Consider the following 23,008-nt stretch of genomic DNA (forward strand, 5'->3'; position numbering starts at 1 on the left):
GGTCGCAATTTGGCTCGACTCTTTTGTGATTTCGTGCGACTTCGCTGCCATGAGACCCGATATCAAGATCTGCGGATTGAAGACGCCGGAGGCTGTCGATCGCGCTGTTGAGCGCGGGGCGACCCATATCGGCTTCATTTTCTTCGCAAAGAGCCCCCGCAACATCGAACCCGACATCGCCGGCATGCTGGCGGATCGCGTTCGCGGCCGTACCAAGATCGTAGCGGTAACGGTGGATGCCGATGCCGACGATCTGGATGAGATCATCGCGCTGCTGCGTCCGGATATCCTGCAATTTCATGGACATGAAAGCCCGGAGCGGCTTTTGACGGTCAAGGCGATGACCGGTTTGCCGATCATGAAGGCATTTTCGATCCGTGAGCCCGATGATCTGAGGCGCATTGAGCCCTATATAGGCATAGCGGACCGTTTCCTGTTCGATGCGAAACCGCCCATCGGCTCGGATCTCCCAGGTGGAAATGGCGTGACATTCGATTGGAGCTTGCTGCGCTCGCTTGACGAAAGCGTGAATTACATGCTTTCCGGTGGGCTCAACAAAGACAACATAGCAGACGCCCTCAGCGAAACCGGCGCCCGGGGGATTGATATCTCCTCTGGTGTCGAAAGCGCTCCAGGGATCAAGGATCTGCAGATGATGGACGATTTTTTTACGGCGGTCGCTGAGGCTTCGCGCCGCGCACCGGTATCAGGGAGTGTCAAGTGAGCGAAACACCCAAACCCAATTCCTTCCGGGAAGGCCCTGACGAAGACGGCCGTTTCGGCATCTTCGGCGGCCGCTTTGTGGCGGAAACCCTGATGCCACTGATCCTCGACCTTCAGGCCGAGTGGGAAAAGGCAAAGACCGATCCCGAATTCCAGGCGGAACTGGCGCATCTGAACACCCACTACACCGGCCGGCCGAGCCCGCTGTATTTTGCCGAACGCCTGACGGAAGAGCTTGGCGGCGCGAAGATCTACTTCAAGCGCGACGAGCTCAACCATACCGGCTCGCACAAGATCAACAACTGCCTCGGCCAGATCCTGCTCGCTAAGCGCATGGGCAAGACGCGCATCATTGCCGAGACGGGCGCCGGCCAGCACGGCGTGGCGTCGGCGACGGTTGCTGCCCGTTTCGGCATTCCTTGCGTCGTTTACATGGGCGCGACCGATGTCGAGCGTCAGGCGCCGAACGTTTTCCGCATGAAGCTGCTCGGTGCCGAAGTAAAGCCGGTGACGGCCGGGCACGGCACGCTGAAAGATGCGATGAACGAGGCGCTGCGTGACTGGGTCACCAATGTCGATGACACATACTACATGATCGGTACGGCCGCCGGCCCGCATCCCTATCCGGAAATGGTCCGCGACTTCCAGTCGGTCATCGGCCGCGAGACCCGCGAACAGATGATGGCGGCCGAAGGCCGTCTTCCCGACATGCTGATCGCGGCCGTCGGTGGTGGTTCGAACGCGATCGGCCTGTTCCATCCGTTCCTGGACGACGAAAGTGTCCGCATTGTCGGCGTCGAAGCCGGTGGCAAGGGGCTCGAGGGCGAAGAGCATTGCGCCTCACTGACGGCTGGTTCGCCGGGCGTCCTGCATGGCAACCGCACCTACCTGCTGCAGGATGGCGATGGCCAGATCAAGGAAGGTCACTCGATCTCGGCTGGCCTCGACTATCCCGGCATTGGGCCCGAGCATTCCTGGCTGAAGGACATGGGCCGCGTCGAATATGTTCCGATCAAGGACGACGAGGCGCTCGCCGCATTCCAGATGCTGACGCGCACCGAAGGCATCATTCCGGCGCTCGAGCCGAGCCACGCGCTCGCCGAAGTCATCAAACGCGCGCCGACGATGGACAAGGACCAGATCATTGTCATGAATCTCTGCGGTCGCGGCGACAAGGACATCTTCACTGTCGGCAAGATTCTCGGGATGGGGCTCTGAACATGACTGCACGTATGGACAAACGCTTCGCCGACCTGAAGGCCGAAGGCCGTCCCGCCCTGGTGACCTATTTCATGGCCGGCGATCCGGACTATGATACATCGCTCGCGATCATGAAGGCGCTGCCGGAAGCCGGTGCCGACGTGATCGAGCTTGGCATGCCGTTCTCCGATCCGATGGCCGACGGCCCGGCGATCCAGATGGCCGGACAGCGCGCGCTGAAGTCAGGTCAGACGCTTCTGAAGACGCTGGAACTGGCACGCGAGTTCCGCAAGACCGACCAGACAACGCCGATCGTGTTGATGGGCTACTACAATCCGATCTATGTCTTCGGCGTCGAGCATTTTCTCGATGTTGCGATCGACGTTGGTATCGACGGCCTGATCGTTGTCGATCTGCCGCCGGAAATGGACGACGAATTGTGCATTCCCGCCCGTCGCCGAGACATCAATTTCATTCGTCTGGCCACGCCGACAACGGATGACAAGCGTTTGCCGACCGTGCTGCAGAACACGTCCGGCTTTGTCTACTACGTGTCGATGAACGGTATCACAGGATCCTCGATGCTTGATCCTTCCCGTGTCGCCAGCGCCGTTCAGCGCATCAAGTCACACACGGATCTACCGATTTGCGTCGGCTTCGGCGTCAAGACCGCAGAACATGCCCGCCTGATCGGGACCAGCGCAGACGGCGTTGTCGTCGGCACTGCCATCGTCAATCAGGTCGCCAACAATCTGACAGCTGACGGGAAAGCCACGGCGGATACGGTTCAGGCCGTTGTCACCCTGGTTCGCGGCCTTGCCAGCGGTGTGCGCAGTGCACGCCTTGCTGCTGCCGAATAATTTTCCGATAAAGGCTGTAAAAGTCAGGAGTATACCGCGTGAACTGGATCACCAACTACGTGCGCCCGCGCATCAATTCCATGCTCGGCCGCCGGGAAGTCCCGGAAAATCTCTGGATCAAGTGCCCCGAGACGGGCGAGATGGTCTTCCACAAGGACCTCGAAGAGAACAAATGGGTAATTCCCGCCTCCGGCTACCACATGAAGATGCCGGCCAAGGCGCGCCTGATCGATCTTTTCGACAACGGCCAGTATGAAGCCCTGCAGCAGCCAAAGGTGGCGCAGGACCCGCTGAAATTCCGCGATTCGAAGAAATATACCGACCGCCTGAAGGACAGCCGCCTCAAGACCGAGCAGGAGGATACGATCCTGGCCGGTGTCGGCACCGTTCGCGGCCTGAAACTTGTCGCCGTGGTTCATGAGTTCAATTTCATGGGCGGTTCGCTCGGCATTGCGGCCGGCGAGGCGATCGTCAAGGCCTTCGAACGCGCCATCAAGGAAAAGTGCCCGCTGGTCATGTTCCCCGCTTCCGGGGGCGCGCGCATGCAGGAAGGCATCCTGTCGCTGATGCAGCTGCCGCGCACGACGGTCGCCGTGGACATGCTGAAGGAAGCCGGTCTGCCCTACATCGTCGTCCTGACCAATCCGACCACGGGCGGCGTGACCGCATCCTACGCCATGCTCGGCGATCTGCACATTGCCGAGCCGGGCGCCGAAATCTGCTTTGCCGGCAAGCGCGTCATCGAGCAGACCATCCGCGAAAAGCTGCCGGAAGGTTTCCAGACCTCTGAATACCTGTTGGAGCACGGCATGGTCGACATGGTCGTCAAGCGCCACGAAATTCCGGACCTTCTGGCCCGCGTACTGAAGATCATGACCAAGCGTCCTGCCAATGATCAGGTTTCGAACGGCGCTATCGCAATCCCGACAAAGGCATCGGCCTGACACTTCGTATTTGGCCGATGGCAATGGAACGACCGTGATGACAGTGCCTACCTTGAGCCTGGCCGATGCCGAGATTGAAAAGCTCATGGGGCTGCACCCCAAGGGTTACGATCTCTCCCTCGACCGCATTCGCCGCCTGCTCGATCTTCTAGGCAATCCCGAAAGGCGTTTGCCGCCGGTCATTCATGTGGCCGGCACCAACGGTAAAGGCTCGGCGACGGCCTTTTGCCGGGCATTGCTCGAAGCCCAGGGCCTGTCGGTCCATGTCCACACATCGCCGCACCTCGTCCGCTGGCACGAACGCTATCGCATCGGTGTGAAGGGCGGTCGTGGACAGATCGTCGATGACGCGCTGTTTGCCGATGCACTGCGGCGGGTTGCCGACGCCAATGGCGGCCAGTCGATCACCGTCTTCGAAATCCTGACCGCGGTGACCTTCATCCTGTTTTCCGAGCAACCCGCCGACGTTGCCGTCATCGAAGTCGGTCTCGGTGGCCGCTTCGATGCCACCAATGTCGTCGAAAAGCCAGCAGCCTCGATCGTCCAGCCGATTTCTCTCGATCACCAGGCCTATCTCGGCGATCGGGTCGAGCTGATTGCCGCCGAAAAGGCCGGGATCATGAAGCGTGGTATTCCGGTGGTCATTGGCCACCAGGAATTCGATGGTGCTCGTGACGTGCTGATCGGCACAGCCGAACGACTGGGCTGTCCGCTTTCCGTCTTCAGCCAGGATTTTCTCGCCTATGAGGAATTCGGCCGTATGGTCTACCAGGATGAGTTTGGCCTGATGGACCTGCCGCTGCCGCGGCTTCCTGGTCGCCACCAGCTTGGCAATGCTGCCACAGCCATTCGCGCGGTGAAGGCGGCGGGTTTTGCCGTCACCGAGGTGATTGCCGAGAAGGCCATGCTGTCTGTCGAATGGCCCGGGCGTCTACAGCGACTGACCGAAGGGCACCTGGTCGATCGTGCACCGGCGGGTGCCGAGATCTGGCTCGACGGTGGCCACAATCCGGGTGCCGGCGAAGTGATCGCCGAAGCCATGGCTGCGATGGAAGAGCGCAAGGCGCGTCCGCTGCATCTGGTTGTCGGCATGATCAACACCAAGGATCCGATCGGCTATTTCCGCGCATTCACCGGTATCGCCCATGCGGTATACACGGTGCCGATCGAGGGTTCGGACGTCGGTCTCGACCCCGTGGCATTGGCGCAATCGGCAGCGGATGCAGGGTTGACCGCTGTGCCGGCAGGATCGCTGGAAGAGGCACTCAATGCCATTGCCGAAAAAACCGCGGGCGGACCACCGCCACGCATCATGATTGGCGGATCGCTCTATCTTGCCGGCAATGTTCTGGCCCAGAACGGCACCATTCCGACATGAAAAAAGCCCGGAAATTCCGGGCTTTTGAGTTGTCCAAGATCGGTCCTCGCCTCACGCGGCGCTGGAGATCCAGCTCGACAGGGCCGTCTTCGGTGCAGCACCTACCTTGATGTCGGCAACTTCGCCACCCTTGAAGACGGCAAGGGTCGGGATCGAGCGAACGCCGAACTGGGCAGCCAGTTCCGGGTTTTCATCGATGTTCAGCTTGACGATCTTCACCTTGCCGGCGAGTTCGTTGGAGATTTCCTCCAGGCTCGGCGCAATCATCTTGCACGGGCCGCACCATTCAGCCCAGAAATCAACGACAACCGGCTCGGATGCATCGAGAACCTCGGCCTGGAAATTGGACTTATCGACTTTTACAGTAGCCATCGGGCTCTCCTTATAGATATCGAATTGACTAGATATGTGATGCCGCGACGCGGTAATTTCAATATGCGGTATCTCATGATGTTTCGAGGTCGGCAAGAGAGGCGCGCATCACGTCTTCCGGAAGGTCCAGCACTGTCCCCGTTTCGGTGTAGATCAACAGGCATTCGATCGGCTTCGTCGGGTAAAGCGGCTTGAGGATCTCCCGGTAGATCGCCAGCTGCGCGCGATGCGAGAGCGGCACATCCATCACATGGCGCGGCGGGTTGCGATTGGTCTTGTAGTCGACCAGCAGAACCCGCTCGTCGAGCACGGTCATGCGGTCGATGCGGCCGGAGACGGCGCGCTGTTCGCCTTTCAGCACGAGAGTACCCATGACGGACACTTCAGGTTGGCTATCGCTTGAAAACAGGGGCCCGAGGCTCGGCATGTCGAGCACGGACATGACAGTCTCGACCAAGCTCTCCCGGTCGTGCCGAGGCCAAAAGCGAGCCGCGCGATCGGCATAGCTCTGCGCCGCCTGCAACCGTTCCGAAGGCGGGATGGCGGGAAGCGTCTGAAGCATGCGATGGACCAATCGGCCGCGCTGCAGCGAGAGATCGGCCTTCTTTTCATCGGAAAACAGTGCTGAGGCGGTGAGCATGTCATCCGTGTCATCGATCACGATACTGCCTGCACCCGATGGGCTCAGCGGACGCGGCAGATGCACGGGCGGCGGCAGTGGTCGCGAAAGCGCCACCGGCAGATCCATTTCCGTCTCGGCTGCCGCTGTTTCCGCAGAGAGCGGAAAAATCTTCTGTGACAGCGGCAGGCGCCATTGCAGCCCGGACCAATCGCCGTCGGGACCACGAAATTGCGCGCTGCTGCAGCGGCTTTCGTCAATGGCAAGCGCATCGGCAATCATCTTGTGCCAGATATCGCCGGGATCCTGGACACCCCGATAACCGCAGATAATCAGGCGGTCGGCGGCCCGCGTCATCGCAACATAGAGAAGCCGGCGATATTCCTCCTCGGTCTGGCTCTTGCGCACCTGAGTGTCAGCATCCGTCAGCGAGTTGCCGAGCCCCTTCGTCGGAAACCAGATCGGCACTGGAGGCTGATCCTCGTTTGCCTCCAGCAGCCGGAGCTTGGCAAGATGGTTCGAATTGAAAGCCTTCGATCCTCCATCGACCAGAAAGACCACCGGCGCCTCGAGACCTTTCGAGGCATGAACGGTCATGATCCGGACTTCGTTGCGCTCCTTGTCCTGCTCGCGCTTCACCACCGGCGCTTCCATCTCCAGCGTCGAAATGAAGGACTGCAGACCGGGCAGCCCGGCGGTTTCGAAGGACAAAGCGAAGGTCAGGAATTCATCGAGAATGTCGCTGACCTCGGTGCCGAGTCGTCCGAGATAGACCCGTCGCCCGCCATAGAGGCCCAAGACCCTGGCATAGAAGTCGTGCACCGAGTGTATGCGCGAAAGCTCGAGAAAACGGTCCAGTTTCCGCGTGCTTTCCGCCCATGGCGATCCGTCCAGCGCCGCCAGATCCGTCAGTCGGGCCCAAAGGCTCTGCTTCTCCAGACGCTCCGCCGCAAGGTCGAGAAGCTGCTCTTCGCTATGATTGAACAGCGGGCTTTTCAGGATGGCGGCAAGCGATAGATCGTCAGCCGGCAGCAACAGAAACCGGCCGAGTGCCAGCATGTCCTGCACGGCAATATGGCTGGTCAGCTTCAGGCGGTCGGCACCGGCCACCGGAATGCTGTAGGGGCGCTTCAGCGATCGGGTCAGTGCATTGACGAAACTGTCACGCTTGCGCACCAGGACCAGGATATCGCCGGGTTGGATCAACCGCTCCGCACCCTTTTCGATGATTGTCTGTTTGCCCACCAATTCGCTGATCGCATGCGCAATGCGTCGCGCAAGAATGGCCGACGGCGCGCTTTCCGGCGTGGAGTCGAAGGGGGCGGTCCAATCCTCGTTCTTCTCCTGTTTTTCTGCGGCAATCATCTCCCAGAGATCGACCTCGCCCGGATGGCCGCTGCGGCTCGACATATGCACGACGGCATCGCCGGCAGCACTCAGGCCACGCAGATTGGCGTCGATCGAAAACACCTGGTCGACCGCCGACAAGACGGCGGAAGTCGAGCGGAAGGACAGCGGCAGGCGGATGGTGTTGAAGGTTTGTCCGCCATTGTCGACAGCCTGTTGGGTCTGTTTTGCCTCGACGGAAAACTGTTCCGGACGGGCGCCCTGGAACGAATAGATCGACTGTTTTTCGTCGCCCACGGCAAAGAAGGTACGCACGCCGGGTCGGGCGCTCGCACCCGAAAAGAAGTCCTCGCGAAGCGACCGGATAACCGACCATTGAACCGGGCTCGTATCCTGGGCCTCGTCCACCAGGATATGGTCGATGCCCTGGTCGAGCTTGTAATGTACCCAGGCGCCGACATCGGCACGCATCAGCAATTCCGCGCTACGGGCGATCAGATCCTCGAAGTCGAGCTGCGACCGGCGCTTTTTCAGCTCTTCGTAGTCTTCGTCCAACCGGACCGCGAGTGTCAGGGCTGCCTTCGTCGCCTCGTACATGCGAAAGATCCGCAGCCGGTCGCGGGCGGATACCACATGTTCGCGGGCAGCGATCACCGCGTCGCGCAACTCCGGCGCCAGTTTGCTCATGGCAGCGGCAATCAGCGAGCTGTCTGCCTTGGGCGCTTCCGCCTGCGTCAGAAAGGCGCCGTCGAGCAGCTTTGCCCGCTCCAGGGGATCATCCTCGCGAAGCGCATGTTCAAGTGCTTCGGCAACGGCGCGAACTTTTTCGCCACCCTTTTCGAGCGCCAGCTGAATGTATTGGGCAAAAACCGAGCCAGCAAGGCCGGCAAGCGGCCAATAGGCCTCTGCGCGCGATGCCTCGGTCTCATCGGTCTCAATCCCGAAGCGAAGCCGCAATGCCGCGTCGAGACCGCCCTTGCGGGCAGCCTGTCGGCGGAACTGGCGGATGGCATGGCGATTGGCGACGATATCGCCGATCAACAATTCCAATCCACTTTCATCCGCGATGCTCAGCACCTGGGAGAAGGCCTCGGCCAGATCCGCGTCGTTTTCTGTCGATGTTGCGGTCAGGAGCGAGCGCCGCGCTTCGGCAAGCACGGTGACGGCTGCCCGATCATCAAGAACGCTGAAATGACCCGCAACGTTGGCTTCGAGCGGAAACTGATGCAGCAACGCCTCGCAAAAGGCATGGATTGTCTGGATTTTCAGGCCGCCCGGCGTCTCAAGTGCCTTGGCAAAGAGCTGGCGTGCGGTTGCAAGCGTCGTGCGATCCGGAACGCGTTGCTCGATGGCAGTCACACGTTTGGAAAGCTCCGCATCATCGAGCGTTGCCCATTCGGCAAGCCGATCGAAGACACGGTTCGACATTTCGGAGGCGGCGGCCTTTGTATAGGTGAGACACAGGATGGAGGAGGGGCGGGCACCGGCCAGCAGCAGCCGAATGACGCGCTGAGTGAGTACATGTGTCTTGCCCGAGCCCGCATTGGCCGAAACCCAGGCGGACTGGCCGGGATGCGAGGCGCGCGATTGCTCCACGGTCGTCCAGTCGATCCAGGCGCCCGGATCATCGCTGGTCGGCAGATTGGAGGCGTGGCTTGCCGTTGGGAGAGGGGCGTCAGTCATCGGAACTCGCCTCTTCGCTGTCGGCCGTCGACCATTCGGCGACGCGTGCCAGATGATCGTATTCGCCGCCGTATTTTGTCTGTTCCGCCGGGATCAGACGCGAGACAAATCCGCGATCACCAGATTGCAGCGACTGGACGAATTTGCCGAGTTCCTCGACCGCCTGAACGGCCAGTTCGGCTGCCGATTTGCGATTGTCGCCGCGGCCGGACAACTCGTTGTTGACCTGGTCCGCGCCGAAGCGCTCTCCAGGCCTCAGGCGCACATAGATCAGGTTCTCCGGCTTCAGCTGTCCGGCTGGACCGAAAGCGCCTTCCATCAGTGCGGCGGCTTCCAGCGCCAGCTGCGGATCCAGCAGGCTGCGGGCCTGGGCAGTGCTTGGATTGAGGCCGGTCTTGTAGTCGATGATATCGGCATGGCCGCCGCCCTTGATGTCGATGCGGTCGGCGATCCCGCGGATGGTGATGTCGATCGGTTTCAACACGACATTGCCGCGCACCTCTGTCAGGGTTTTGCGGATTTCCGGTCGGCGTTCTCTTTCCCATTTGAGAAACGATTGCGCCACGCCATAGAACCGCTGCCGCCAGACGATGTCGATATGCAGGGGCAGGCCTTCCTTGAGGAATTCCTCGTCGGTGATCCGATAGAGAATATCAAGAGCATCCTTGCGTGCCGGATCGTGTCCCTCCCTGATGAAGCGGTCGACGATCCCGTGATAGAGCGTGCCGCGCTCGGCTGCACCCGGATCCTCGTTGAACGGATCGACGGCATCGAGCCGGAGAATGCGTTTCGCGTAGATCGCATAGGGGTCACGCCGGAAGCGGCCGACCTCGCTGAAGGTGAAGGAACGTGGCTGTAGGTCTGCCCGCGGTCTGGGTGCCGGTCTCTGCGCCGGCGCCTGGTTGTCGCCATGATCGAGCAGATCGACATAACGACGATAGAGCTCGCCTCGGCGCTTCAGGTCTTTCTCGAAATCGGATCCACCCAGCGCCAGCAGGCGCTGCAGCCAGCGTGAAGCGACCGTGGGTGCGGAACCCTGGCGCAGTGATCGGGAAAAGACCAGCTGCCGCGTGCCACAGGCCATTTCGAAATCATGCGCGACCTGGCCGATCTGGCGCTCCGGGGGCTCAAGGCCCACTTCGGTTTTCATCACACGCGACAGGAAGGGATTGTTGGTGGTCTGTCCTGGCCAGCTGCCCTCGTTCATTCCGCCGATCACCATCATGTCGACAGTCTGCAGCCGCGCTTCCAGTGTGCCGAAGATGAACACCCGCGGATGGCGCATTGCCTTTGGCTTGACGGCCTGTCCGGCCATCAATGCCGCAAGGATATCGATCCATTGCGGGCCGTCGGCCTCGATGCGCCCTTCGGTCGCGATGACCTGAGTGAGAAGCTCGGCCAGCGTATCGCCTGCTTCTTCGCCCCAGATGCCGGCAAGGTCACCGCGCTCATCGACACAGACGGCCTCGATCACCCGGCCGGTGCGTTCCGCCCAATCGCCAAGTACCAGCCTGTTCGACAGCACGCGCCCATCCGGCGTGCGGACCAGCACGCCAACCAGAGGCTCCACCGCAGCCGTCACGCGCCGCGCCAGCTCCCGCGCGAGGTCGATGGCCTCATCGGACAGCGATTGACGCCATTGCGGCGCGTGTCGATCGTTGAGATGGGCGGCCAATCCCTGCTCGAACAGCGGCTCCATTTCAGCCAGGTCCAGCGACCTGATGCCACCGCGCAGCGCGACCGTTTCGAGCGCATCCGCAGCCATACGCGCGGTCTCGGCATCGAAGCCGAAGCGCGCAAGCGGGTGTTTGAGCAGCGAGACGATCGCCACCGGGTCGCCAGGCCTCAGGCAGGCCTCGACCAGCACCTGGGTCAGCATGGCCTGTTGCGTACCGGTCAGTGGTGTACCGGCCGAATCGTCAGCCTGTATGCCGAAGCGGGCGAGTTCTGCCATTACGCGTCGCGCCAATGCGCGATCCGGCGTGATCAGGGCGACGCGACTTTCGCTGTCGGACCCGGGCTGTTCCAGACCCAGTCGAAGCGCGATCGCGATGGCAGTCGCCTCCTCGCGCTCATTGGCCGCTTCGATCAGCGCGACATCGCGAAATGCAGCGACGAGGCGATCCGTGGCAAAACCGTCGCGCCACGCCTTCCAGCCATCGGTTGCCTCGGCCGGCGCCATGGCGCGCGACAGGATTTCGGCCCGATCGCGCAAGTCGGGATCGGGTGCTGCCAGGACTTGGACCTCGTCGCGGCCGACACCGATGTGTTTTATCAGATGGGCGAGACCGTATTGCGGATGGCCGCGCACGGCCGGATTGGACGGTGCATCGAGAACCGAACGATCGTCGAGTTTGGCCCAGTCCGCGTCCGGCATGCTGGTGTCGAGCCCGGGCAGAACGACGACGCCATGATCGAGCGCGGCAATCGCTGCGATCAGTTCGGCCGCGGCCGGTATGGAGCCCGTCGAGCCGGCAACGATGATCGGTCCCTCCGATCCCTGGCGACGCATTCGGTCGGCCTCAGCGCGCAGGACGGCATCGCGGTGGCGGGCAGGTGAAGAGCGCATCAGCTCCTCGAGCCGCGCCGGCCAGAATGCCGTAGCGATCTTCATGAATTCCAGCGTTAACTGCCACCAGGAGGCAAAGTTTTCGGCCTTCAGGTTGGACAGGCCTTTCCAGTCGCTGCCTTCGGTCTCTGCCGCTTCGATCAGTTCCGTCAGCGCGCGCGCCAGCCAGACGGCATCGGCCGGACTTGCTGGTGCGACCAGCGGCGTATCGGCGTGGATAGACCGTACGATCTCCGGCAACTGGTTTCGCCAGGCGAGGATCAGCCTGGCGAGTTCGAGCAGCATTACCGTTCCGCTGACCGGAGGCGCGAGATCGAGTGCCGAGGGCGCGTCGGTGTCGAAGAAACCGCTGTCGTCCTCGGTTTCACCCAAGGTCCTGATTTGCGGCAGGATCGCCGAGCGGCCACCGAGCAGATCGACGAATTCCGAACGCAGGACGCGCGCCGCGCGCCGGGTCGGCACAAGGATGGTCACCCTCGAGAGAGACAGCGGGTCGGTCGGATCGTAGCGATATTCTTCGACAAGATCGCCTGCGATCAATGCGCGTGTCAGCATCCGCAGAAAAGGCAGGCCTGCCGGAATGGTGAAGACGCGTGGTGTGCGGCCGCTCGCCATGGCTATGTGCTTCTGCTGATGCGCTGGATGGTCGCTTCCGCCTCGCCTATCGCCTCCGGCGTGCCGACGGTCAACCATTCGCCGTCGAGCTTCAGGCCATGCAGACGTCCGGCCGCAATAGCCCGATCGAAATAGATATTGAGATTGAATGGTTCGGAAGGCGCGTCGGCGAGGAAATCGGGCATCAGGATCAGCGCGCCGGCGTAGATGACAGGATTTGCATCGCCGACTTTGTATCGGGCCAATCTTCCGTCTGCAGCCAACGAAAAGTCAATCTTGCCATTATGACCTGTGGTCCGTTCGGGGTCGGCGCACAGCATGGCGATATCCATGGTTTCCGGATCGAACATTTCCGCCAACAGTCGCAGATTGGAGGCCTGGTCCTTCGGCTCGCCGATCCAGAACAGATCAGCGTTCATCACGAAAGCGGGCGAGGGGCCAAGCTGTTTCAATCCCTTGGCCAGGCCACCGCCCGAATCCATCAGGCGGTCGCGCTCGTCCGAAATCTTGATCTCTACACCCGCGTAGGCCGCAAGATGGGCTTCCATCTGGTCGGCATGATGATGCACGTTGACAACCACGGTCTCGGCACCGGCCTCGACAAGGGCTTCAAGAACATAGTCGATCATCGGCTTTCCGCTGATCTTGACCAGCGGCTTCGGCGTGGCGTCGGTGATCGGCCGCATCCGCGTGCCGAGGCCGGCCGCGAGCACCATCGCTTGGGTGATTTTCATTTTGCCTACGCCGCTGATTCGGGAAGTTCGATTCCAGCTTCAATACACCAGTCGCGCAAGGGGGCGAGTGCTGGATGTTCGAAAGCGACCGCCAGATGCCGCAGCGTGCGTGGCATGTGCTTCATATAGCCGTCTTTTCCGTCGCGCTCTTTCAACCGAACCCACAACCCACACAGCTTGCAGGCACGTTGGGCTGCCATGATCGCCCAGCTTTTCTGGAAAAGCGCTTCATCGAAAGAGAGCGACAGCCGTCGCAGCACGAGATAGTCCGCCATCAACTGGTTAGCCAGCGGCCGGTCGACCGTCACCCGTGCATCCTGGACGATCGACGCGAGATCATAGGCCGATGGCCCGATCATCGCATCCTGGAAGTCGATGATGCCGATCCGGTCATGACCGGTCTTGTTGCCTCGCCAGATGATGTTCGGTGAATGGAAATCGCGCAGCACCAGCGAGGTTTCGCTGTCTGCAAGCTGATCGATCAGGTCATCCCAGATGCCGAGATAACGCCGACGCTCGTCGTCGCTGACGGCGAGACCATTGCGTTTCCACGGCAGATGCCAGTCGATCAGCAATTCGACTTCCATCTTCATCGCGGTGCGGTCAAAATCCGGGATCTGATGGGTCAGGCCATCGGCAAGTGCGATGTCCCGTTCGAAAGACGTGCCATGGATGGCAGCAAGGCAGACGACGCTGGCGCGGTAACGGTCCGCGATCGGTCGGCCGGCCTCGTCCAGAATACCCTCGCTGCCGAGGTCCTCGAGCAACAATAAGCCGGCTTCGCAGTCGCTGGCCAGAATGGCCGGTGCCGAAAAGCCGCGCTCGCGCAGCGCCTGATCGATCGCGACGAATGGATAGACATCCTCCGCGATATGGGCGATCTGCGAATAACGCTTGCCGTCGCGAATGACAGGCCCGTTGGGGCGCTTTGGCGCGTCCATCAGCACGAGCCGTGCGTGTTCACCAACCGGATAGATGTATTCATAGGACCGTGTCGACGCGTCGCCCATTAGATGTCGGCGCCCGGCATTCCCGTAGCCGTTTTCGTCGAGAAAATGGCGGATCTGCAAGACCCGCCGGATCCTGGCAAGCTTCGCCTCCGGTCCGGATATCGTCAGGTGACGGCCGCCTTCGGCCGTGAAGCCAAAGTGGATATCGACGGTCGATTTCGGCAAGGCCCCGCCGGCCTTGCCCGGCCATTCCACCAGGCAGATCCCGGTCGCAATCGCTTCGTCGAAGCCAAGTTCGTCGAGTTCGCTCGGATCTGACAGCCGGTAGAGATCGAAATGCGCGACCGGTAGCCGAAGATCGTAGCTCTGCACCAGCGTAAAGGTCGGACTTGGCACTTCCATTTCGGGATCATCGGCCATGGCCCGAAGCAGCGCCCGACTGAGTGTCGATTTTCCGGCGCCCAGATCCCCGTGCAGGGCCAGGCAGTCGCCCGCCTGCACCACCAGCGCCAGATCCTCGCCCAGCCGCTTCGTTGCCGCTTCGTCCGGCAGGTCCAGGATGATCGGGGGCAGGCGTTCGCTCATTCTGCGGCGGCGATGGCTTGCGGCACGCTGGCGGATGGGATGCGGCAATGCACGGTCGTGCCAAGGCCGGGAGCGCTGTCGATCGAAACCTTGCCGCTGTGCAGATTGACAAAGCTCTGCACGATGGACAGGCCGAGACCCGGTCCGCTGCGCTTTCCACCCTTGCCATGGGTCGAGAAACGATCGAACACCGTCGACAGCATCTCTTCGCTCATGCCGCAGCCCTTGTCGGTCACCGAGAAGACGAAATCAGTGTCTTCGCGCCAGCATTTCATCGCGACAACCGAGCCCTCGGGGGCAAAATTCACGGCGTTTGTCAGCAGCTTGATCAGGATCTGCTTGAGACGCTGCCGGTCCGCGATCACGTAGCCAAGCTGGCTGGCCGCAGCAATCTCCAAAGTCACGCCGCCTTCCTGTAGTCGATCGGTCATCTGCATCGAGACATCGTCGAGAAGATCGTTCAGATCGATCTCGGAATAGTCGAGCTGCATGATGCCGGCATCGACCGTCGCCAGGTCGAGAATGTCGTTGACGATGGTCAAAAGGACGGAGGACGAGGTCGAGATATGGTCGACATACTCGGCCTGTCGCTCGTTGAGCGGCCCGATCGTCGGTGTCTTGAGCAGATCGGTAAAGCCGATGATATTGGTCAGGGGCGAACGCAGCTCGTAGGAGACGTGCTGAACGAAATCGTTCTTCAGTTCGTCTGCCTTGCGTAGCGCTTCGTTCTTCTCCTTCAGAGCCCGCTCGGCGCGAACACTGTCGGTCATGTTGACGAAGGTCAGCATGGTCTGGGCATTCGGAAGTGGCGTGACCGCATAGTCGAGCACAAGTCCGGAATAGAGCTCCAATGTACCCTGACTGGAGGGGCGTTCGTCTTCGAAGCTGGTGATGATCTTGCCAAAGGCTTTCCAGCCGTCGGGCCGATCATAGGAGGGCGCGCAAGTCGCCTCGATCGCGCGGATATGTGTGCCGACAGCGGTCTCGGCGTCGGACACGCCCCAGAGCGCACGGAACGCGGGGTTGGACAGCTGGATCCGGCCATCCGGACCGAACACGGCAACACCTTCAGAGAGGTGATCGATGGTTTCGCCCTGGACCTGGAGCAGGGTGTTGTAGCGTGTCTCGAGGTCGACCTGCTCGGTCAGGTTCTCGAAAACCCAGGTCGCGCCGCCTTGCGGATGCGTTGAAACGATGACGCGCAGGGTCTGACCATTCGGCAAATGCCAGAGATCGGTCTGGGTCTCCAGCGATCGATAGACGGAAAGCGTATTTTCCTTCCACGCCTTCCAGCTCAACTGCTCCGGCAATTTGTTGGCCGAGCGCAAACGGTCTAGAATTTCGGCATTGTCGGGTTTCGATTCGAGGAATTTCGGTTCCAGTGCCCAGAGCGCAACAAAGGCCTGATTGTAAAACTGTAGCCGGCGCTCGCCGTCGAAGATCGCAACGGGCGTTGCGAGATGGTCGAGAGTTTCTGCATGGCTTTTCAATGTTCGCGCCAGTTCCTCGCGCAACGCTTCGGCACCGGAAACATCGATCGCCATGCCGCAAGAACCGCTGGGTCCGCGAATATCCACCACGTCGAAGAAAGTCCGCGCACCACGAACCGCTGTCGAGACGGTGTCGTGATAAGGTGATTCCGGTGTGGCGCTAGCCTTGATCTTCTCGCGTGTCAGGCTGCTGAGGACTTCACGTCCTTCCTTGATTGCCTGGTCGGGGGAGCTGGCTTCGACGGCTTCGCAATAGGCTTGGTTGACCCAGGTCAGGCGGCCGTCGGCGTCACGCTGCCAGACAGGCTGCTCGATCGAGTCGAGCAGGGATTCAAACGTTGCGATGGAGCTGCGCAGCCGATTGCGCTCGATCTTCAGTTCTGCCAGCTCTGCGCGCAGATTGTTGAGAGCGACAAAATGCGCAAAGGCCCTGCCACCAGACAGGCGGCCCTGAACCTCGATGACTTCGCCGCGGAGCGTCTCGATTACCAAGTCGAAGGTTTTTGCATTTGAGCGCAGTTCTTCGATCGCCTTTTCGAGTTCGCTCGCCGAACTTGGCTTCAGCCAGCGTCCCAGGGCCAGGAATTCGTTGTCCGATTGTGGAGCACCGGTATCGGCCGGTAGCTGGCCGAGAAATTCGGCCTTGCCGTTCTGCCCGTCCCACATCACGATCCGCCGACTGTTGTCGGCGATCACTGCATGATAGCCGGAGATCTTCTGCTGATTGTCTGACAGTGCCGAACGCATGTCGCGGTTTTCGCTGTCCAGGCGGTTGCGGTGGCGGATCAGTTGGATAGCCGAAAACACGGTCGCCGATACGACGCCGATAACGAGTGCGTAGCCGGCCATATCGACGCTGGTAAGCAGGCGTGTCGCAGCGTCGTCATTGCTTTGGGCATACGCAAGCGCCGGCAACAGACCGGCGAGCGCCGAACCGCTTGCCAGGATGCTGCGCCACGAAGCCACCGCGCGCTTGCGCGTGGTCGATGCGAGGGATTGACCCTGTTTTTGTGTCGTTTGCCGCCAGAGGCCAGATTTAGACGCCGTCATGGCTGTCTCCCGCGCAAGCGGGTCGCATTGTTGTACCGACATGCTCGGTCTGTCTCCGTCTTATTATGTGCCGCATCGTCGACAAGACATCCGATTTCGCGTCCACGCCCGTCGGGCGGCCCACGAATCAAGGTCTAAACAATACCGCCGATAGAAAGTGTCGGGAAGGCCGGCGGGCAAAAAAGAAGGCGCGGCATTTGTCAATGCCGCGCCTACCACATCTGGTATTATCCAGAGAATAATTAATAGCGATAGTGTTCAGACTTGAAGGGACCCTGCTGCGTGACGCCGATATAGGCAGCCTGCTCGCCAGAAAGTTCTGTCAGCTTGACGCCGAGCTTGGCGAGATGCAGGCGGGCGACCTTTTCATCGAGGTGCTTGGGCAGGACATAGACGTCGTTCTTGTATTCGCCGGGCTTGGTGTAGAGCTCGATCTGAGCCAAGACCTGGTTGGTGAACGAGGCGCTCATGACGAAGGACGGGTGACCCGTGGCATTGCCGAGGTTTAGCAGGCGGCCTTCCGACAAGAGGATCATCCGGTTGCCCTTCGGGAACTCGACCATGTCGACCTGTGGCTTGACGTTGGTCCACTTGAGGTTCTTCAGAGCGGCGACCTGGATCTCGTTGTCGAAGTGGCCGATATTGCCGACGATCGCCATGTCCTTCATCTCGCGCATATGCTCGATGCGGATGACGTCCTTGTTGCCTGTCGTGGTGATGAAGATGTCAGCCGATGCGACGACGTCTTCCAGCGTGACGACTTCAAAGCCGTCCATGGCTGCCTGCAGGGCGCAGATCGGATCGATTTCCGTGACCTTGACGCGGGCGCCGGCGCCGCGCAGCGATGCCGCAGAGCCCTTGCCGACGTCGCCGTAGCCGCAGACGACGGCGACCTTGCCGGCCATCATCACGTCGGTACCGCGGCGGATGCCGTCGACCAGCGATTCCTTGCAGCCGTATTTGTTGTCGAACTTCGACTTGGTGACGCTGTCGTTGACGTTGATTGCCGGGAAGGGCAGGAGACCCTTCTTCGACAGTTCATAGAGACGGTGAACGCCGGTGGTGGTTTCTTCGGTGACGCCCTTGATGGCATCGCGCTGCTTGGTGAACCAACCCGGAGAAGCGGCCAGCCGCTTTTTGATCTGCGCGACCAGGATTTCTTCCTCTTCCGACTGCGGATTGGAAAGAACGTCTTCGCCGGCTTCGGCGCGGGCACCGAGCAGGATATACATGGTGGCGTCGCCGCCATCATCGAGGATCATGTTGGAGAAGCCACCATCGGTCCACTGGAAGATCTTGTCGGTATAGTCCCAGTACTCGGTCAGCGATTCGCCCTTGACGGCGAAGACCGGAATGCCGGCAGCGGCGATAGCAGCGGCAGCGTGATCCTGAGTGGAGAAAATGTTGCACGATGCCCAACGCACTTCAGCGCCGAGGGCGATCAATGTCTCGATCAAGACGCCAGTCTGGATCGTCATGTGCAGGGAGCCGGTGATGCGTGCACCCTTGAGCGGCTTGCTGTCGCCGAATTCGCTGCGGCAGGACATCAGGCCCGGCATTTCGGTTTCGGCGATGTCGAGTTCCTTGCGCCCGAAATCGGCAAGACCGATATCCGCGATGACGTAGTCGTGTTTGCTCATGGTGTTCTCCGGCTGAATGTGGCCCGGTTCCGGCATTCGACTGCAGGACCGATGCGAAGGTGCCGCCCGCAACGGTCATTGCGGGCCTTGCTCCGTCTTTAGCAGGGATCAGGGGTCTTGGCAATTAGACATAAAGAAGTCTTTATGTCTTTATGTGCAATCCGTTAAATCTCTTCGCCGAACTTGTCGGCCACAAGCGTTTCCAGTGCCTCGATGACTGCGACCGCCTGATTGCCGGTGGCGCTAACATGGATTGAGCACCCGGGACTTGCAGCCAGCATCATCAGTCCCATGATCGACGTGCCGCCGACAGTGGTGCCATCCTTGGAGACGCTGACGGCCGCATCGAAGCCGCCGACCAACTGGACGAATTTCGCCGAAGCGCGGGCATGGAGGCCGCGCTTGTTGACGATCAGCATTTCGCGAGCAATCGGACCGGTCATGATGTCTTACTTTCCGCTCAGCACACGGCTGGCGACATTGATATACTTGCGCCCGGCTTCGGAAGCCTCGATCAGCGAGCGGTCCATGTCGTTGTCACCGCGAACGCCGGCAAGCTTGATCAGCATCGGCAGATTGACGCCGGCAATGACCTCGATCCGGCCGTTGTTCATGACGGAAATGGCAAGATTGGAGGGCGTGCCCCCGAACATGTCGGTCAGGATGATCACGCCGTGTCCGTCATCCGCACGTAGCACCGCGTCAAGAATGTCCTGACGACGCTGGTCCATATCATCGTCAGGGCCGATCGAAACGGTCTCGATATATTTCTGTGGGCCGACGACATGCTCCACCGCGTGGTGGAACTCTTCAGCCAGCTTGCCATGTGTGACAAGCACAAGTCCGATCATTCTTTACTGCCCCTTAGCGCAAACATTGGCCAAATAACGCAACACGGAGGCTCCGTCTATCAGCAGGAGGCCATCTTGGCGATGAAAATGGGAAGTGCAAGCGCAGAATCATACGCTCTGAATAAGGGCGAAGATATGGGAAAGTGGAAATCGGACAGAGAGAGGAACACGTATAACGGGAAGATGAATTGTGGATGTTACTTGTAATTGCTCATCGGCCGGCGGCAGACGATCGGCCTCTGCTGCTCTGATCGGCAGAACAGCGTAGTGAAGCGGCGCCTGTTCGATCCATGCTATTTTGACGATACCGCTGTGGCGCAATTCCAGAAGGCCACGGATGCTTTCCGGCCCTCGTCCGATGATCTGATCGTCCTTCCGCCAAATGATGACCCGATCGTCGGAGATCAGTGCGGCCGACGTTCCGCTCAGGCGAGCCTCGGCCAGGCAGTCAAAGGCCATCGATGATTTGCCGGCCCCAGACGGACCAAGAAAAATCAGGCCGGTCCCGCCCACGGTGATGGCTGTCGCGTGGATGTTTTCAAACGCGTCCGTCATGTGCCGGCATCGATTGGCAGGGTCAACACAAAGCGAGCGCCAAGCAGCGTCTTGCTCTCTGGATCGACGACGTTCTCTGCCCGCAGTGTCCCCCCATGCGCTTCGGCGATCTGCCGGCTGATCGACAAGCCGAGACCGGAGTTCTGGCCAAAGCTCTCACCTTCGGGACGGTCGGTGTAGAAGCGTTCGAAAATGCGGTCGATATTCTCGGCCTGGATACCCGGACCATTGTCTTCGATCTGCACCAGGCATCGGCCGCGTGTGCGCGACAGGCGAACTCTGATCCGCCCACCCTGTTCCGGAACGAAGGAACGGGCGTTCTCGATCAGGTTGGTGATGATCTGCCCCAGTCGCAGGTCATGGCCATTGACCAGGAACCGTGCCTTCGAACCGGGTTTCTGGTCGATGATGTAATCGATCTCGACGGCCTTCTTGCCGCTGCGGATTTCGCGCGAGATATCCACCAGGCTCGACAGCAGCACTTCCATGTCGACCGGCTTGGCATCTGATCGCGCCAATTCGGCATCAAGGCGAGAGGCGTCGGAAATGTCGCTGATCAGACGGTCGAGGCGGCGCACGTCGTGCTGGATGATATCCATCAGCCGCTGCCGCGACTGATCGGACTTCGCCAATGGCAGGGTCTCGACGGCGGAACGCAGCGACGTGAGGGGATTTTTCAACTCATGGCTGACATCGGCTGCAAAGCTCTCGATCGCGTCGATGCGGTCATAGAGTGCGGTGGTCATCTCGCGCAGGGCGATCGACAGATTGCCGATTTCATCCTGACGGGCGGAGAAATCCGGGATCTCCTCGCGCTCCCTTGCACCGCGGCGGACGCGGATGGCCGCTGCCGCCAGCCGGCGCAGCGGATTGGCGATGGTCGAGGATAGAAGCAGCGACACGACGATGTTGACCAGCGTCGCCACGCCGAAAACGCGCATGATCGCCAGGCGCTCGGCATGCACGATCTTGTCGATGTCGCCCGCCTGCGTGGACAGCAGAAGCACGCCGAGCACGGCGCGGAAACGCTGGACCGGCACGGCGACGGAGACGATCAGTTCGCCCTGATCCGTCACCCGGACCACGGCGCCGCGCACGCCGGTGAGCGCATTCATCACTTCCGGATAGATCGAGCCGTCTCCACCGGGTGCTTCCTTGTAGAGCGGCAGATTGCCCGGCTGCAGAACGGTGTTGAACACCCGTGCGACCCAGTTGGTCAGACTGGAGGAGTCGTTGTCGACCGGCGGCAGGTCAAAACGCAGGACCTGGCCGCGGGAATAGAGATGGCGGCTATCGAGCAGCAGATTGGCATCGGCATCGAACAGACGGGCGCGGGTGCGCGTTGGCGAGATCAGCCGGCGCAACACAGGTGCTACGCGTTCCGGATTGATCGGAAATTCCAGATCTTCATCATTCGGAACGGGCGTAATACTCTGGCCGGCCTGCAGTTCCAGCAATTTCTCCGGATCGATGGTGATCGAGTTCGTGTCGACCGACGCCGATGCGGAGATTGCGCCAGCGATGATTTCGCCTTGCGTCAGCAGGCTCTCGACGCGCGCGTCAATCAGCCCCTCGCGAAACTGATTGAGATACATGATCCCGCCGACCAGGACGATCAGGGCGGCCAGGTTGAAGAAGACAATCCGCCGCGTCAGGCTGGAAAAAAGGGCATGGCCGAAGATTCGCCGGATGAGGGTGAAGGGATGGGTAAAGAGCCGGCGTGACTCCGAGGCGCCTTCCAGCTCCTCCAAGGTCTCTTCATCTACCTGCTTGGCCAAACTCCACCCCTTCGCCTGCCGTGCGTGCCGCTAGTCCACGAGCCCCATGTCTCGGCAGAATACCGTGGTCAACGGACAGGTTTGTTCACGCTGCTTCGCGGAAGCGGTAGCCCACGCCGTAGAGCGTTTCAATCATGTCGAAGTCGGTATCGACCATTTTGAACTTCTTGCGCAGCCGTTTGATATGGCTGTCGATCGTCCGGTCATCGACATAGACCTGTTCATCATAGGCTGCGTCCATCAAAGCGTCTCGGCTTTTGACCACGCCCGGACGCTGCGCGAGCGATTGCAGGATCAGGAATTCGGTGACCGTCAAGGTGACGGGGTCGCCCTTCCAGGTGCAGGTGTGACGCTCCTGGTCCATCACCAGTTGGCCGCGCTCCAGCGTTCGGGCCTGTTGCTCTGCCGTCGGTTTGCCGGGGCCGCCGATGGCAGACAGGTTTTCGCGATTGGCGGCGCGACGCAGGATTGCCTTGACGCGCTCGACCAGCAGCCGCTGCGAAAAAGGCTTGGTGATGAAATCGTCCGCGCCCATTTTCAGGCCGAACAGCTCGTCGATCTCCTCATCCTTGGAGGTGAGGAAGATGACGGGAATGTCGGATTTCTGGCGCAGTCGGCGCAAGAGTTCCATGCCGTCCATGCGCGGCATCTTGATATCGAAGATGGCAAGCTGCGGAGGCCGTGCAAGCAGGCCGTCAAGCGCGGAGGCGCCATCGGTATAGGTCTCGACCTTATATCCTTCAGCCTCGAGCGCGATCGAGACCGACGTGAGGATGTTGCGGTCGTCATCGACTAGCGCGATCGTCTGCATGCTGTTTGTCTCCATCATCATGTAAGCGCTGCTCCTGGTGTGTCACCCAGCCCAGCTCTGGTGGCATGGCAGTGCTTCATGGGGATAAAGGTGGAACAAATTGTGGCAAAGATAAAGGGCCGATCTCACGCGACCAGCAGATAGGCGCCCGGATCCGTCAGAGATGCGCCTGCGGGTTGTCTTTTTTGACGGAATAGAACGGGAACTAAACGATTTAAAAATGCGGAAAGCGATTTAAATCGATTAAATAATTG

Annotated in this window: 17 protein-coding genes; 5 read left to right on the forward strand and 12 right to left on the reverse strand. The window is 60.6% G+C overall.

All coding sequences use genetic code 11. From position 1 onward, the window contains the following. Positions 1-49: 49 nt before the first annotated feature. From LQ231_RS02050 to LQ231_RS02070, 5 genes are read left to right on the forward strand one after another with little or no spacing between them, the layout of a single operon-like run. Entirely contained in the window at positions 50-724 is a 675-nt protein-coding gene (locus LQ231_RS02050) for a phosphoribosylanthranilate isomerase (RefSeq protein ID WP_230170095.1), read from the forward strand. Beyond that, positions 721-1,941: a tryptophan synthase subunit beta gene (gene trpB / locus LQ231_RS02055; protein ID WP_230170096.1), complete on the forward strand. Its 1,221-nt coding sequence runs from the start codon at positions 721-723 to the stop codon at positions 1,939-1,941. Before LQ231_RS02050 ends, trpB begins: the two co-directional genes overlap by 4 nt. Positions 1,942-1,943: 2 nt before the next feature. Continuing rightward, positions 1,944-2,783 carry a tryptophan synthase subunit alpha gene (trpA, locus tag LQ231_RS02060; protein ID WP_113143753.1) on the forward strand — a complete coding sequence of 280 codons (840 nt, stop codon included), beginning with the start codon at positions 1,944-1,946 and terminating at the stop codon, positions 2,781-2,783. 38 nt (positions 2,784-2,821) lie between these two features. Then, entirely contained in the window at positions 2,822-3,727 is a 906-nt protein-coding gene (accD, locus tag LQ231_RS02065) for an acetyl-CoA carboxylase, carboxyltransferase subunit beta (protein ID WP_113143754.1), read from the forward strand. 37 nt (positions 3,728-3,764) lie between these two features. Beyond that, complete coding sequence (locus LQ231_RS02070; protein WP_230170097.1) at positions 3,765-5,105, forward strand: folylpolyglutamate synthase/dihydrofolate synthase family protein; 1,341 nt, start codon at positions 3,765-3,767, stop codon at positions 5,103-5,105. A gap of 51 nt (positions 5,106-5,156) precedes the next feature. On the opposite strand, the gene trxA is transcribed toward LQ231_RS02070, so the two are convergent. From trxA to LQ231_RS02130, 12 genes are all read right to left on the reverse strand, one after another. After that, on the reverse strand, positions 5,157-5,477 hold the full coding sequence (gene trxA, locus LQ231_RS02075; protein WP_113143756.1) for a thioredoxin: 321 nt from the start codon (positions 5,475-5,477) through the stop codon (positions 5,157-5,159). 73 nt (positions 5,478-5,550) lie between these two features. Continuing rightward, on the reverse strand, positions 5,551-9,126 hold the full coding sequence (addA, locus tag LQ231_RS02080; protein WP_230170098.1) for a double-strand break repair helicase AddA: 3,576 nt from the start codon (positions 9,124-9,126) through the stop codon (positions 5,551-5,553). Further along, the gene (gene addB, locus LQ231_RS02085; protein WP_230170099.1) at positions 9,119-12,310 is read right to left on the reverse strand and encodes a double-strand break repair protein AddB; all 3,192 of its coding nucleotides are present in this window, start codon (positions 12,308-12,310) and stop codon (positions 9,119-9,121) included. Before addB ends, addA begins: the two co-directional genes overlap by 8 nt. 2 nt (positions 12,311-12,312) lie before the next feature. Beyond that, positions 12,313-13,044 (reverse strand): nucleotidyltransferase family protein, encoded by a 732-nt coding sequence (locus LQ231_RS02090; protein WP_230170100.1) that lies wholly within the window; start codon positions 13,042-13,044, stop codon positions 12,313-12,315. Between the two features lie 5 nt (positions 13,045-13,049). Beyond that, positions 13,050-14,579, reverse strand: a complete 1,530-nt coding sequence (gene tsaE, locus LQ231_RS02095) for a tRNA (adenosine(37)-N6)-threonylcarbamoyltransferase complex ATPase subunit type 1 TsaE (RefSeq protein WP_230170101.1) — start codon at positions 14,577-14,579, stop codon at positions 13,050-13,052. Further along, a complete protein-coding gene (locus tag LQ231_RS02100) occupies positions 14,576-17,119 on the reverse strand; it encodes an ATP-binding protein (protein ID WP_230170102.1) in 2,544 nt (847 codons plus the stop codon). The genes tsaE and LQ231_RS02100 overlap by 4 nt, the downstream gene beginning before the upstream one ends. 242 nt (positions 17,120-17,361) lie before the next feature. Then, a complete protein-coding gene (ahcY, locus tag LQ231_RS02105) occupies positions 17,362-18,759 on the reverse strand; it encodes an adenosylhomocysteinase (protein ID WP_113143762.1) in 1,398 nt (465 codons plus the stop codon). A gap of 164 nt (positions 18,760-18,923) precedes the next feature. Further along, positions 18,924-19,202: an HPr family phosphocarrier protein gene (locus LQ231_RS02110; protein ID WP_113143763.1), complete on the reverse strand. Its 279-nt coding sequence runs from the start codon at positions 19,200-19,202 to the stop codon at positions 18,924-18,926. 6 nt (positions 19,203-19,208) lie between these two features. Further along, positions 19,209-19,610, reverse strand: coding sequence for a PTS sugar transporter subunit IIA (locus LQ231_RS02115; RefSeq protein ID WP_113143764.1), 402 nt, complete (start codon positions 19,608-19,610; stop codon positions 19,209-19,211). A 108-nt stretch (positions 19,611-19,718) separates the two neighbouring features. Next, positions 19,719-20,165 carry an HPr kinase/phosphorylase gene (locus tag LQ231_RS02120; protein ID WP_230170103.1) on the reverse strand — a complete coding sequence of 149 codons (447 nt, stop codon included), beginning with the start codon at positions 20,163-20,165 and terminating at the stop codon, positions 19,719-19,721. Beyond that, a complete protein-coding gene (locus tag LQ231_RS02125) occupies positions 20,162-21,943 on the reverse strand; it encodes a sensor histidine kinase (protein ID WP_290371341.1) in 1,782 nt (593 codons plus the stop codon). The genes LQ231_RS02120 and LQ231_RS02125 overlap by 4 nt, the downstream gene beginning before the upstream one ends. An 85-nt stretch (positions 21,944-22,028) precedes the next feature. Continuing rightward, the gene (locus tag LQ231_RS02130; protein WP_085995842.1) at positions 22,029-22,754 is read right to left on the reverse strand and encodes a response regulator transcription factor; all 726 of its coding nucleotides are present in this window, start codon (positions 22,752-22,754) and stop codon (positions 22,029-22,031) included. Between the last annotated feature and the right edge of the window lie 254 nt (positions 22,755-23,008).

The organism is Rhizobium sp. CECT 9324, assembly GCF_918741265.1.
GTDB lineage: Bacteria > Pseudomonadota > Alphaproteobacteria > Rhizobiales > Rhizobiaceae > Allorhizobium.